Here is a 12756-nt window from a genome sequence, read left to right as displayed (position 1 = left end):
GGTTCGGTGCCGCCCCTTCGTCGCAGAAAGGCTTGAGTCCCCACCCATGGCCCCCACCCCCGTCCCCACGAACGATGCTGCGCCCGCCACTGACGCCGGCGCGCCGGCCGCTCGGGCCGCCACCGCATCGTCCCCCGCGAAGCGCCGCCTCCCCGTCCGCGGCATCCTGGTCGCCGTCCTGATCCTGGTCGGGATCGGCACCCTTGCGTACCCCACCATCGCGTCGATGTGGAACTCCTACCGCCAGTCCACGGCCGTCGCCGGCTACGCGGACGCGGTCGAGAACACCGACGCCGCCGAGCGCGCCGCCGAGCTCCAGCGCGCCCACGACTACAACGCCGCCCTGCCGCCGATGACGATGGCGGACCCCTTCAGCTCCGTCGGCACCGCCGCCGACCCCGAGACCCAGGCCCGCATGGACGAGTACCGCGGCGTGCTCGCCATCACCGACGCCATGGCGCGCATCCGCATCCCCTCGATCGGCGTCGACCTGCCCATCTACCACGGCTCCGGCGAGGACGCGCTCCAGCGCGGCGTGGGCCACCTTTTCGGCACCCACCTGCCCGTGGGAGGCGAGGGCACGCGCGCGGTCCTCACCGGCCACCGCGGCCTGCCGGACGCGATGCTCTTCACCCATGTGGACCGCATCGTCCCCGGCGACAAGATCTACGTCGACGTCCTGGGCGAGACCTTCACCTACGAGGTCGACGGCACCCAGACAGTGCTGCCCGAGGACGGCGAGCTGCTCGACGCCGTCGAGGGCCAGGACCTGCTCAGCCTGGTCACCTGCACGCCGATCGGCATCAACACCCACCGCCTGATCGTCACCGGCCACCGGATCCCCACCGTCGCCGAGGACGCCGCCCCCGCCACCTCCACCGCGTCCATCGTGGACAACGCCGTGACCACGCTCCCCTGGTGGGCCGTGGGCGCGCTCGTGGGCGCGTGGATGCTCCTCATGCTGATCCTGCTGCTGCGCCGCCGGCGCCGCGACCGCCGGGGCTAGGACTCGAGCTCGAACAGCGGGTCGCCGGAGATGACCTCGATCCACGGGGCGATCGCCGGGTAGACCCAGCGGAAGCACGCCGCGAACAGGGCGAGGATCAGGAGCAGCACCAGCAGCACCTTGACCCAGCGGGGTCCGGGCAGCAGGCGCCAGATGGCCGGGAAGATCATGCCGCCTCCTGGGGTGCGAGGCCCGCGAGCTCCGCGGGGACGCCTTCGGACTTGAGAGCCCAGTACTGCAGCTCGCCGTGGACCACGTAGCGGTGCGTCGAGAACGTCTTGGGGTGGCACGAGGTCAGGGTGACGATGCTCGCGCTCGGCTTCTCCTGCCACGTCCGGTCCCCGGGGACGGGCGCGAGCGCCTCCGTCTCCCACGGGAGCAGGATCTGGACGTCCGACACCTCGTAGACGTACCAGTACCTCTCGGACTCGACGACGATCGGGTCGCCCTCGACCAGCCAGTCGATGTTCGCGAACGGCTTGCCGTACGTAGTCCGATGCGCGGCGACCCCGAAGTTGCCCGGCTCGCCCGGCATCTGGGTGTCCGGGTAGTGGCCCACGCCCAGCGTGTTGAGCACGTCCGCCCAGCTCACGCCCTCGTAGACGCCGCGCTGCCAGTCCGTGCCGTCCTCGCGCCCGAAGACCGGGACGTGCAGGACCGCGATCGGGTCGCCCTGCGCGAAGTCGCCGGCGAAGTCGTCCGTGGGCGCGGCGCCGTCCTGGGGCGGAGCGACGGCGTCGGGCGCCGCGGCGGCCGCGATGGCGCCCCCGCGCAGGTCCGCGAGCGCCTCGAGCTGATCGCGCTCGCCCTGGAAGTCGGTCCACCACATCTGCCACACGACGAACCCGATGGCGAACGCCCCACCGATCATGAGCAGCTCCCCCACAAGTCCCGCGAGGGCTCGGCCCGCCGACCTCCGCGTGCGCGGGGACGATGCGGGAGGCACCGGAGCGGTCATGGGCGTCCTTGGGGAGGGGCTGGGGTGGTCCAGGCATGCTAACCCGGCCCCGCGCGGTGGCGCGGGCCGCGCCCGCCGGACCCGCGCATCGGCCGGTTGGCGCATGTTGTTGAAGGTGAGCACCCCGTCCCCTGAGACCGCCGACGCGGCGGCGCGCCGTCGCGCGCGCTGGCCTCGCGGGCGCAAGGTGCTGGTGGTGATGCTGGCGGTCATCGGCGTCGCGACGCTCGCGTACCCCACGGTCGCGTCGATGTGGAACGCGCACCGCGAGGCCGGGGCCGTCGAGGGATACGCGGAGACCATCGCGCACATGCCCGAGGTGGACCGCGCGGCCGAGCTCGAGCGCGCGCGGGAGTACAACGCGGACCTGGAGCTCACGCAGCTCGAGGACCCGTTCGCCTCGGCTGCCCCGGTGGACGCGGAACTGCAGGAGGACATGGCGGAGTACCGGTCCCTGCTCGCCACCGACCAGACCATGGCGCGCCTGCGCATCCCGGCCATCGAGGTGGACCTGCCGATCTTCCACGGCACCGGCGAGGACTCGCTGCAGCGCGGCGTGGGCCACCTGTTCGGCACCCACCTGCCCGTGGGCGGCGAGGGCAACCGCACGGTGCTCAGCGGCCACCGGGGACTCCCGGACGCGCAGCTGTTCACGCGACTCGACGCGATCGGCGTGGGCGACCAGATGCTCATCGACGTGCTGGGAGAGACGCTCACCTACGAGGTCGACGACGTCCGGGTGGTGGAGCCCACCGACGGCTCCGTGATCGTCCCGCAGGAGGGCCAGGACCTCCTCACGCTCATCACGTGCACGCCCATCGGCATCAACTCGCATCGGCTCGCGGTGACCGGCCACCGCGTGCCCACCCCGGAGGACGTGGCCCCCGCCGCCGAGTCCACCGTGGCGCTGACCTCCCAGGCCGTGGCGTCACTGCCCTGGTGGGGCGTGCTGACGGTCGTGATCCTGTGGGGCGGGCTGATCTTCTACGTGCGGTGGCGCCGCCGTTGCGACGACGAGGCCGACGCGGCCTGACAGGGCCTGGTCGGGAGTACCGCCCGAGCCGCCCTGGCCCAGTCGGGCCCGGCCAGAGCCGCCCCGTCTGACATGGGCTCAGCGAAGGGCCCGGGCGGACAACGTCAGGCCGGGATCTCTCCGTAGAGGTCCACGATGGCGTGCGCGTAGGTCTGCTCGACCTCGTCGAGCTCGGCCTCAAGGGATAGTAGAAGTCCTCCCACGAGCGACCGTGACGGCCGGCCGTCCCCCATCTCCACGAGCAGCCGCGTGCAGGACCTCCAGAATTCGTGGCGATCGAGTCCGCCGCGGCGGCACAGGGCCAGTCGCTCGTGCCCTATGGACACGATGGCCTCGCACGCGGACACCAGATACTCGGTGGAGTGCGCCTCGACATCGCGCAGCATGGCGCTCACACGCCCGCCCAGGTCGCGCGCGGTGAGCGACCACGACGCGGCGATCATGGGCGGCAGCAGCGCGGCGGCGGACTGGGCCGCCCACGGAATCGCATCGAAGTGCGCACGTAGGTCCAGCCCGTCGAGAGCGAGATCGCGGCCGCCTGCGTCCCAGCGCGCCACGCGCGCGAGCCCGTCGGGCTGACGGACATCGATCCCGAGCGGCGCGAGGACGTCGAGCCACACACCGTCGACCGGGTCGTAGAGGTCGGATCGGAGGATGGCGAGCGCCGCGCGCAAGGCATCCTCGTCGCGGCAACGCTCGGGGTCCCCGCCGATGAAGAGCTCCGCGGGCAGCCAGTACAGCGGGCTGCACAGCGTCGAGGCAACGCGGCGGCCGGTCCGCTGCAACGCGTCCCATCCGCGGCCCGCCTGGGGCAACGGCAGCGACACGACGGGGGAGAGATACAGAGGTGAGGCGCCCCGCCGACCGCCCCCGCGGTCCACACGCATGCCCGTGTGACTCTCGATGAACGAGGCGCGCCGCTCCTGCGCCGCGAGGTCCACCGGCTGAACGAGTCGATCGCCGGGCTCGGTGGGTCCTCTGAAGTAGCGCGGACGCGAGGTGTCACCCACCATGGCGCCCCCTCTCCCTGTTGTTTGTCGGCCGCTCGAACCGGCTCGCTATCGAACATGCGCCAACCAGTGGCACTCGAACGCGATTACTTTGGCGCGCGCACCCTCGCCGCCGCCAGGGACTCACGTCCCGCGCAATGCAATGGTTACGTTGCCACAATCAATGCATCTTCTCCGGGCGCGCGAAGTGGTTTCGCCCCACCCGGGGGACGGAGCCGCGCCCCGGTGCAGCGAAGGAGACTCCGCCCCATGACGATGGCCACCACCGCGCGCCGCCACGCCTGGCTCGACGCGTTCTGCGCCGACCTCGAGACCGCGATCCACGGCCGCGACGCCGCCGCGCTGGACGAGCCCGCGACCGATGCCGCCATCGTCACCCTCCCCGTCTGGACGTTCCTCGAGCCCCGCGTCGACGTGGGCCGCAAGGCCCTCGACCCCCAGGGCGGCACCTACGACCTCCCCGTCCGCATCGACTGGGACGGGCCCACGGTCCTCGCCCTCGCACCCGGCGAGGAGGTCACCGTCGGCTGGCGGCTCGCCGGCCTGGGCTACACCGATTCCGGCACCACCACCGTGCGCGCGGGCCTGAGCGAGCGAGTGGACGATGCGCTGGGCGTCCCCGCGTCGATCGGCGCGTCCGTGCGCGCTCGGGTCGCCGCCGGCGCCCGCCTCGCCGAGCTCGTCGAGGCAGGCAAGGGCGCGCGCTGGGCCGCGCACATGCGGCTCGAGCCCTACGCAGAGAAGGCGATGCGCCGCGCGGTGCCCGCCGTCTCCCGTGCGATCGCCGGCGACGACGACGCCCAGAATCTCTTCGACGAGCAGGCGACCGAGACGCTGCTCAACCGCATGACCCTGGGCGAGGGCGACAAGCCCGGCCGCCTCGGTGCGCTGCTGGACCGCTGCCTCGAAGCGCGCACCTTCGTCCGCGTCGACCCGCTCGCCTACGTCTCCCGGGCCCTGCGCCGCGACGCCGAGGACATGGTCCGCCAGGAGGTGGGCGACCCCCGCGTGGGCGGCCGGGTCCGCGAGATCCTCCGCGACTCCGAGGCCGGCTCGATGGACGAGCTGCTCGAGGCCTACTCCGAGCGCTTCCCCAGCGACAAGCTTGGCGTCAAGCGCGCCGTCGCGGCCCTGACAGCCGGCATCTCCACGGGCATCACCACCGTGCCCTGGGAAGAGGTCTTCTCCGTCCTGGGGTGAGGGGCGCATCGTCCCCCGCCGCTGCATCGGCCCGTGCGACCGCATCGTCCCCGGGCACGCGAAACGAGGCCGCTCGGCGTGAGCGGCCTCGTTTCGCGAACGGGGGCGTCGAGCGGGCGGACGCCCGCGCGACTCAGCCCTTAGTCGAGCCGGCCAGCAGGCCGCGGACGAAGTAGCGCTGGAGCGAGAAGAACACGATCAGCGGGATGATCATCGAGACGAACGCCGCCGGCGGCACCAGATACGCGGTGGCGCCGTACGAGCCGGCGAGGCTCGAGATCGGGTACGTCAGCGGATAGGTCTTCGAGCTTCCGAAGACGGCCGAGACCAGCAGGTCGTTCCACACCCACAGGAACTGGAAGATTGCCAGTGAGGCGACCGCGGGCAGCGACAGCGGGATGATCACGCGGAAGAAGATCTGCGTGTGGCTCGCGCCGTCAACGCGGGCCGCCTCGATGATGTCGCTGGGGATCTGCGCGATGAAGTTGTGCAACAGGAACACCGCGAGCGGCATCGCGAAGATCGTGTGGGCTATCCACACGCCCGGGAACTGGCCCGCGAGGCCCAGGTTCTGGGGTCCGAGCAGGCGGAGCAGCGGGATGAGCGCGAGCTGCAGCGGCACGACCTGGAGCGCGAAGATGGTCACGAACAGGAAGCTCGAGCCGCGGAACGGGATCCACGCGAACGCGTAGGCCGCCATGAGGCCCAGCACCAGCGGGAAGACCACCGACGGCACCGTGACGACGACGGAGTTCATCACGTACCCCAGCAGCGGGGGCGCCGTCGAACTGTCGCCGAACGAGTCGAACAGCACGCTGCTGTAGTTCGCGAACGTGAGTTCGCCGTCGAGCAGCACCTCCCACCAGGCGTCCGTCCGGTAGCGGGTGCCGGGCACCAGCGAGGTCATGAACAGGCCGATCGTGGGGATGGTCCACAGCGCGGCGATGACGATCGCGGCGCCGGTGGCCCACGGAGAGGTGAGATTCTCCTTGGCCTTCGCGGCTCGCGACTTCTTCTCGGGCTTGTCCGACCCGGTGTCCGCGGCGGTATCGATCGCAGTCATCAGCGGGTCTCCTTCACCTTGTTGAGCGACCGGACGTTGTAGATCACGACCGGGATGACGAACGCGAACAGGATCACCGCGAGCGCGGCACCCAGCTCCTGGCGCTGCTCGACGAAGGACAGGACGAACATCTTGTTCGCCACCACATCCGTGGAGTTGCGGCCCTGGGTGAGCGTGCGGACGATGTCGTAGACCTTCAGGGTCGCGATGGTGATGGTGGTGACGACCACCACCAGGGTGCCGCGGATCGACGGGATGGTGATCGACCAGAAGCGCTCCCAGGCGTTGGCGCCGTCGAGCGACGCCGCCTCGTTCATCTCCGGCGGCACGCCCTTGATCGCCGCGGAGATGATGACCATCGCGAAGCCGGTCTGGCTCCACACGAGGATCAGAATGAGGAAGAACGTGTTCCACGGCTGGACCGTGAGGAAGCTGACCGGCTCGAGCCCGACGAGCACGAGCAGGGCGTTGAGCATGCCCGTCTGGTCGCCCGTCTGGTTGTAGTTGTACATGATCGAGCCCCAGATGACCGAGGCACCCACCATGGAGATCGCCATCGGCATGAACACCAGGGACTTCAAGACCTTCTCGCCCTTGGCCCGATCGATGAACACCGCATACGCGAGGCCGATGCCCGTCGACAGCAGCGGCACGAAGATCATCCACAGCAGCGTGTTGAGGATGGTGCGCGCCATCGTCGGGTCCGTGAACGCGTACACGTAGTTCGAGAGGCCGGCGAACGTGGTCGTGACCGTGTTGATGCCGGTCTCCGGGTCGGGCTCCCTGACGGACTCGGTGAAGGAGATCCAGATGGTGTCGAAGGCCGGATAGATCAGGCCGACCGCGAGCAGGGCGAGTACCGGCGTGACGAGCACGACCAGCTGCACCTTGTCGCGGGATCGCCCGCGGACCAGGTCCGCGCCGAACATGATGAGGGCCACGACTGCGACGAACGCGACGATCGCGATCACCGCAAGCGTCACGTTGCTGCCCTGCGTGGACCAGAACTGCGAGTCAAGGCCCCTCATGGGCAGCACCCCTGGACCCCCGACTGCCAGAGTCGACATCTTCTCTCTCCTTTGAGTGACGGTGCTGACGGCCGGACCGGCCGGGCTCCGCGGTGGCGGCGCCCGGCCGGTCGGCAGGCAGTCGGCTTACGGCCAGGCTGCTTCGATGTCCGCGAGGACCGTGTCGAGGTCCTTGCCGTTGACATACTCGGTGATCTGGACCCAGAAGGCGGAGGAACCGACCGCCGACGGCATCAGGTCCGAGGCGTCGAAGCGGAACACCGTGTCCGGCGCCTGCAGGATCTCGATCGAGAGCTGGCCCAGCTCGGACGACGCGAGCGAGGCGTCGAGGCCCTTGTTGGCGGAGATGACGCCGCCCAGGCCCACGCGGATGTTCGCCCAGGTGTCCGAGGACATGAAGGCCTGGGTCGCCTGGACCGCCTCGGTGTCGCTGAACGCACCCACGAACTCGCCACCACCGGTGACGGCCTCGGGATCGCCCGACTCGGCCGGCGGGGTCAGGAAGGCCCACACGTCGCCGTCGGGACCGACCGTCACGTCATCCGAGAACTCCGGGAACTGGGCCTCGTAGAACGACGCCTGGTGGTGCAGCGAGCAGTCGCCCGTCAGAAGCCCGAAGCCGGCCTCCTGGAAGGACGTCTCCGCGATCGACGAGGCGTCGCCCAGCCCACCGTTGATGTAGTCCTCGTTGAGCGCGATCGCGCCGAAGAGCTCGAACGCCTCCTTGATCTCGTCGGACGTGAAGTCGAGGTCGCCCGCGATCCACTCGTCGTAGGTCTCCGGACCGAAGTGGCGGAGCACGATGTCCTCGATCCAGTCCGTGCCCGGCCAACCGGTGGCCACACCGGACTCGAAGCCGATGCACCACGGCTTGTAGTTCGCGCCCTCACCCGGCATGTCGGTCGCCATGGTCTCGGTGAGGTCCATGAGCTCGTCCCACGAGGTGGGGACCTCGTAGCCGTTGTCCGCGAACTCGCTGGGCGAGTACCAGACGAAGCCCTTGACGGACGCCATCAGCGGCGCGCCGTAGAAGGTCGTGCCGACGGTGCCGTAGCCCTTCCAGTCCTCGCCCCAGAACTCGTCGACGTTGTCCGAGACCGCCTGCGGGGCCGGCTTCACCAGGCCCGAGCCGACAGCCGTGGCGAGCAGGCCGGGCTGCGGGAAGATGCCGATGTCCGGCGGGTTGCCGCCCTCGATGTCGACCAGGATGGTGGTCTCGAACTGGTCGTTGCCGGTGTAGACGACGTCGATGCCGGTGCACTCGTTGAACTTCTCGAACGACTGCTGCATCTGCTCGGCCTCGATGCCCGTGATGGTGCCCTCGAGGTCGACCGAGCCGCCCGGGGTGCCGTACGCCGCGTACTCCTCGCAGCCCTCCATCACCTCGCCGGAGGTGTCGCCGCCGGTGCCCGAGTCCGCGGTGGACCCGTCGGTGGTGTCGTCGTCACTGCTGGAACAGCCGGCCAGCACGAGGCCGCCCAGCGCAAGGCCCGCGATGGGGCCCCAATAGCGTCGCTTCATCAGCGTTGTCGCCTTCCTCTTCGTTGAGTTGCGATACCCGGGCATCCGTCGGTTGGGGACTCGACCCGGGGGCGCTCGCTCGCTGGCAACACGCGTCACCATCGACGCAAACGCTTGCACCCAAGCCTAGGGAAGGGCGGGGGCGCCCGCAACCTAGGACCCGGCCCTTACCGAATCGTTATGCGCGCGGGACCTGGGGTGATGCTCGCACACCGCCCAGATCACCCCTCCACACGATTCCGACACTGATCCACGCACGCCGCGGCGTGTCGTCGGCGAGTCGCGCCGATATGAGCGATTCTGCGGCGTTTTCGCGCCCTCTTGTGTGGAGGGGTGACGTGGGGGCGAGGCGACTACGCGAGCGGCAGCCAGCCCGACAGGTCCGAGCGCTCCCCCGACGCGTCGACGTGGCCGGCGGCCACCGCATCGGCCCAGGAGACGGCCCCGGTGACCAGGTCCAGCCAGACCTCCGCGGTCATCTCGACCACCGCGGGGGGCGTGCCGCGGCGGTGGACGGAGCCCTCGATGCACTGCGTGGCGCCGAACGGCGGCACGCGCACCTCGAGCGACCGCCCGGGCGCGCGGGCGGCGAGCTCCTCGAGGGCGTAGCGCACCGCGGTGGCGGTCATGGTGCGGTCCGGCACCGGCGCGAAGTCCGGGGCGGCGGCGGACTCGGGCGCGTGCAGGGTCGGGGTGCGGGTGGCCTTCCACGCCGCGAGCGCGGCGCGGCCGGCGGCGGGGTCGATGCGTCGGCGGGGCGGCATGACCTCAGGCTGTCACACCGGGGCCCCTCTCAGGAGCCCTCGCCGCTCCACGCAACTTGGGCCGGGTCCTCGCCCGCCTCGAGCGCGCGCAGCACGAAGCCGACGGACTGCGCTGCGTCGGCCGCGACCGTGTACTGCGGCAGGGCGCGCTCGCCCCAGCCCACGCCCAGACCCTGCTGGGCGCCGTCGATGGTGAGGTGCGTCTCACCGTCCGCGACCAGGTCGTGCGGGTGGCGCGCCGCCTCGATCGCCGCCTCGGAGAAGGGCAGCGCCGTGGCGGCGAAGGTGTCCTCGAGGGCGGACACGACCAGCCCGGCGCCGGACTCGTCCGTGAGCGCCATCCACCGGACGTCCGTCCGGCTGCCCGTGGCCTGCGGCTGCACGTAGGGGAAGAACATGTCCTCGACGCCGAGGCTCCAGCGGCCCACGAGGGCGCCCGCGGACCGGTCGGACCAGGTCTCGTGCGGACCGAGGCCGAACCATGCGACCTGGTCCAGTTCGCCCGGCAGTGTCATCCGCATGCCCACCGCCGGGATCTCGCCGTCGCGGTTCGAGTCGGACAGCGCGGCCTCGACCAGGACGTCGCCGGCGGCGGTCACGGTGTAGGCGACCGAGTAGGCGCGATCGCCCACGCCCGCGAGCCCGCCGTCGACCTCGACCGTGACCGCGTCCGCGCCCGTGCGGGTCACCTCGACCGCGAGCGGCTCCGGAGACGCCTCGCGCCACCGCGACGCGTCGTCGGCGAGGCGGTTGTAGAGGTCGTTCTGGGTGGGCGCGCGCCAGAAGTCGAGCGCGGGACCGCCGGTGAGGAGCTCGCGTCCGTGCGCGGCGAACGAGGAGATCTCCCCCGTCGCGCGATCGATCGCGACCGAGAACCCATCGCCGGCCACCTCGATGGCCGCCGCGGTCTCGGTCACCTCGAGCGGGACCGATGCGATGGCAGCCTCCGTGGTCGCCTCCGCGCCGGTGGTCGCCTCCGCGTCGGATGTCCCCTCGCCGCCGGCGACCTCCGCGCCGTTCCCGGCCGCGGCATCGTCCCCCGCGTCCGCGCCCTCGACGGCCCACGGGACGGCGGCCTGAATCGCGGCCACCCGATGGCCCGCCGGGGCCCACGCGGCGTCCTCGGCGAGGGCGAAGGACACCGTCACCCAGGCCTCCGAGCCCGCGGCGAGGCCCGCGGGCCGTTCGACCGGCACGGCGATGTCCCCGGTCTCTCCGGCGGGAAGCGCGACGTCGAGCACGCCGCCGTCGACCGCGATCCCGCCCACCTCGAGCGCCCACGAGGCGTCGAGCGCGGCCAGGTCCGTGAAGAGGTGCTCGTTGCGCAGCGTCACGGTGCCGGCGAGCAGGTCCGCGTCGACCAGCTCCACCGGCGCGTACACCGCGGCCAGGTCGATCAGCTCGGGCTGGACGGTGCGATCGGGCAGGACCAGGCCGTTCGTGGCGAAGGCGCCGTCGTGCGGATAGTCGCCCCAGTCCCCGCCATAGGAGAAATAGGTGTCCTCGGGCGCAAGCGCCGGGTCGAGCGGCAGTCCCTCGACGCCCTGCCCGATGGGCAGCCGGATCGACTGGTCCGCCCAGTCCCACACGAACCCGCCCTGCAGGTCCGGCACCGAGTCGATGACCTCCCAGAACTCCGCGATCCCGCCGAGCGAGTTGCCCATCGCGATCTGGTACTCGGTCATGAGCCAGGGCTTGTCGCCGCCGGCGGCCGCGCGCTCCTCGATCTGGGAGAGATACGGGTAGAAGACGCCGTCGACGTCCGCGACGGAGCTGTCCTCCTGGAAGTGGACCAGCCGGCCGGGGTCGACCTCGCGCAGCCAGTCCGCCGCCTGGGCGAACACCGGGCCGGGGCCCACCTCGTTGCCCAGCGACCACCACAGCACCGAGGCGTGGTTCTTGTCGCGCTGGTACATCGACTCGACGCGGTCGAGCACGGCCGCAGTCCACTCGGGCGCGTCGCCCGGGAACGGCCGCAGGTCGTGGCTCTCGAGGTTGGCCTCGGACATGACGTACATGCCCAGTTCGTCGGCCAGGCGGTACAGCGCGGGGTGGGCCGGATAGTGCGCCGTGCGGACCGCCGTGATGTTGTGCCGGCGCATGAGCTCGAGGTCCTCGCGCAGCTGCCCCTCGGTCATCGCCTGACCCACGTCGGGGTGGGTGTCGTGGCGGTTGACGCCCTTGATGTCGAGCGGCATCCCGTTGAGCGTCATGAGGCCGTCGACGATGCCGAACTCGCGCAGCCCGATGCGCTCGGCGACGGTCTCGATCACGTCGTCGCCGTCGAGGATCTCGTAGACGAGCGTGTAGAGCGCGGGGTCCTCGGCGGACCACAGCCGGGGGTCGGGGACGTCCAGCTCGAGCGAGGGGGTGAGCGTGTCCGGGGACGATGCGAGGGCCACCTGAGCGGTCGCGACCGGTTCGCCGTCGGGCGAGTGGAGGGTCGCGCGGAGGGTGTCGCCCGGCGCCGCGTCGGAGCCGGGCGCGGCGGCGGCCGCGGCGTCGGCCGCGGTCCCCTCGGCCTGTTGGTCGGTCGCAACTGCCCTGGTGACCACCGCCTCGGCCGTGACCGTGGCGCGCGCGAGGTCCTCGCCGAGCTCCGTCGTGACGGTGTGGTCGTCGAGGTGCGTGATGGGGACCGAGTACAGCTCGACGTCGCGGAAGATGCCGCTGAGGTCGATCATGTCCTGGTTCTCGAGCCACGACCCGTCCGACCAGCGATGGACGTGCACGGCGATCGTGTTGGCGCCGGGGACCAGGGCGTGGGTGACGTCGAACTCGGCGGGCGTGAAGCTGTCCTCGCTGTAGCCGATCTCCTCGCCGTTGACCCACACGGTGAACGCCGACTTCACTCCTTGGAAGGCGAGGATGGTGCGGCGGCCGCCCCAGGTCGCGGGGACCTCGACCTCGCGGCGGTACGAGCCCACCGAGAGGCCCTGGTCCGGCAGCGCGGGTGGCGCGACCTCGCCGTAGCCGTCCCACGGGTACACGGTGTCGAGGTAGACGATGCCCCCGGTCTCCTCGTCGCCGTACCCGTCGAGCTGCCAGTGATGAGGCACCTCGACGGTGTCCCAGCCCTCGACGCTCACGGCGGGGTCCGCGAACTCGGTCGACGCCGTGCGGGCGTCGGGGGACCAGCGGAAGCTCCAGGTGCCGTTGAGGGACAGCAGCCA

General features: G+C 71.2%; 11 protein-coding genes. 3 read left to right on the top strand and 8 right to left on the bottom strand.

What is annotated here, in order from left to right; all coding sequences use genetic code 11:
* Positions 1-46: 46 nt before the first annotated feature.
* Positions 47-1006, top strand: a complete 960-nt coding sequence (locus AOM03_RS05725; RefSeq protein ID WP_062379259.1) for a class C sortase — start codon at positions 47-49, stop codon at positions 1004-1006.
* On the opposite strand, the gene AOM03_RS12855 is transcribed toward AOM03_RS05725, so the two are convergent.
* Both AOM03_RS12855 and AOM03_RS12425 read right to left on the bottom strand, forming a co-directional pair.
* Positions 1003-1176 (bottom strand): hypothetical protein, encoded by a 174-nt coding sequence (locus tag AOM03_RS12855; protein ID WP_169746419.1) that lies wholly within the window; start codon positions 1174-1176, stop codon positions 1003-1005. The two genes, AOM03_RS05725 and AOM03_RS12855, sit on opposite strands and share 4 nt — an antisense overlap.
* A complete protein-coding gene (locus AOM03_RS12425) occupies positions 1173-1964 on the bottom strand; it encodes a class E sortase (RefSeq protein ID WP_162197267.1) in 792 nt (263 codons plus the stop codon). The genes AOM03_RS12855 and AOM03_RS12425 overlap by 4 nt, the downstream gene beginning before the upstream one ends.
* A gap of 115 nt (positions 1965-2079) precedes the next feature.
* Here AOM03_RS12425 and AOM03_RS05715 point away from each other — a divergent pair, with 115 nt between their 5' ends.
* Entirely contained in the window at positions 2080-2997 is a 918-nt protein-coding gene (locus AOM03_RS05715; RefSeq protein ID WP_227589910.1) for a class C sortase, read from the top strand.
* A 104-nt stretch (positions 2998-3101) separates the two neighbouring features.
* Here the strand turns inward: AOM03_RS05715 and AOM03_RS05710 are convergent, their stop codons facing one another.
* Entirely contained in the window at positions 3102-4010 is a 909-nt protein-coding gene (locus tag AOM03_RS05710; RefSeq protein ID WP_062379252.1) for a hypothetical protein, read from the bottom strand.
* A gap of 246 nt (positions 4011-4256) precedes the next feature.
* On the opposite strand from AOM03_RS05710, the gene AOM03_RS05705 reads away from it, so the two are divergent.
* Positions 4257-5207 (top strand): hypothetical protein, encoded by a 951-nt coding sequence (locus AOM03_RS05705; protein ID WP_062379250.1) that lies wholly within the window; start codon positions 4257-4259, stop codon positions 5205-5207.
* Between the two features lie 133 nt (positions 5208-5340).
* Here the strand turns inward: AOM03_RS05705 and AOM03_RS05700 are convergent, their stop codons facing one another.
* From AOM03_RS05700 to AOM03_RS05680, 5 genes are all read right to left on the bottom strand, one after another.
* Positions 5341-6270 carry a carbohydrate ABC transporter permease gene (locus tag AOM03_RS05700; RefSeq protein WP_062379249.1) on the bottom strand — a complete coding sequence of 310 codons (930 nt, stop codon included), beginning with the start codon at positions 6268-6270 and terminating at the stop codon, positions 5341-5343.
* On the bottom strand, positions 6270-7298 hold the full coding sequence (locus AOM03_RS05695; protein WP_062380104.1) for a carbohydrate ABC transporter permease: 1029 nt from the start codon (positions 7296-7298) through the stop codon (positions 6270-6272). The genes AOM03_RS05700 and AOM03_RS05695 overlap by 1 nt, the downstream gene beginning before the upstream one ends.
* A 126-nt stretch (positions 7299-7424) precedes the next feature.
* Positions 7425-8819 (bottom strand): ABC transporter substrate-binding protein, encoded by a 1395-nt coding sequence (locus tag AOM03_RS05690; RefSeq protein WP_227589909.1) that lies wholly within the window; start codon positions 8817-8819, stop codon positions 7425-7427.
* A 353-nt stretch (positions 8820-9172) separates the two neighbouring features.
* Entirely contained in the window at positions 9173-9583 is a 411-nt protein-coding gene (locus AOM03_RS05685; protein ID WP_062379247.1) for a sterol carrier family protein, read from the bottom strand.
* Positions 9584-9612: 29 nt separating this feature from the next.
* The coding region (locus tag AOM03_RS05680) for a glycoside hydrolase family 2 TIM barrel-domain containing protein (protein WP_062379245.1) at positions 9613-12756 on the bottom strand (3144 nt) is incomplete at its 5' end.

The sequence above is a fragment of the Demequina pelophila genome (assembly GCF_000971175.1).
Lineage (GTDB): Bacteria > Actinomycetota > Actinomycetes > Actinomycetales > Demequinaceae > Demequina > Demequina pelophila.
This window is presented reverse-complemented; position numbering and strand designations above follow the sequence as displayed.

Excerpts from the sequence above, each read along its gene's own strand:
- AOM03_RS05700 (WP_062379249.1), bottom strand. The coding sequence starts at position 6,270 with ATGACTGCGATCGATACCGCCGCGGACACCGGGTCGGACAAGCCCGAG.
- AOM03_RS12425 (WP_162197267.1), bottom strand. The coding sequence starts at position 1,964 with ATGACCGCTCCGGTGCCTCCCGCATCGTCCCCGCGCACGCGGAGGTCG.
- AOM03_RS05710 (WP_062379252.1), bottom strand. The coding sequence starts at position 4,010 with ATGGTGGGTGACACCTCGCGTCCGCGCTACTTCAGAGGACCCACCGAG.
- AOM03_RS05695 (WP_062380104.1), bottom strand. The coding sequence starts at position 7,298 with ATGAGGGGCCTTGACTCGCAGTTCTGGTCCACGCAGGGCAGCAACGTG.
- AOM03_RS12855 (WP_169746419.1), bottom strand. The coding sequence starts at position 1,176 with ATGATCTTCCCGGCCATCTGGCGCCTGCTGCCCGGACCCCGCTGGGTC.
- AOM03_RS05685 (WP_062379247.1), bottom strand. The coding sequence starts at position 9,583 with ATGCCGCCCCGCCGACGCATCGACCCCGCCGCCGGCCGCGCCGCGCTC.
- AOM03_RS05725 (WP_062379259.1), top strand. The coding sequence starts at position 47 with ATGGCCCCCACCCCCGTCCCCACGAACGATGCTGCGCCCGCCACTGAC.
- AOM03_RS05690 (WP_227589909.1), bottom strand. The coding sequence starts at position 8,819 with ATGAAGCGACGCTATTGGGGCCCCATCGCGGGCCTTGCGCTGGGCGGC.
- AOM03_RS05705 (WP_062379250.1), top strand. The coding sequence starts at position 4,257 with ATGACGATGGCCACCACCGCGCGCCGCCACGCCTGGCTCGACGCGTTC.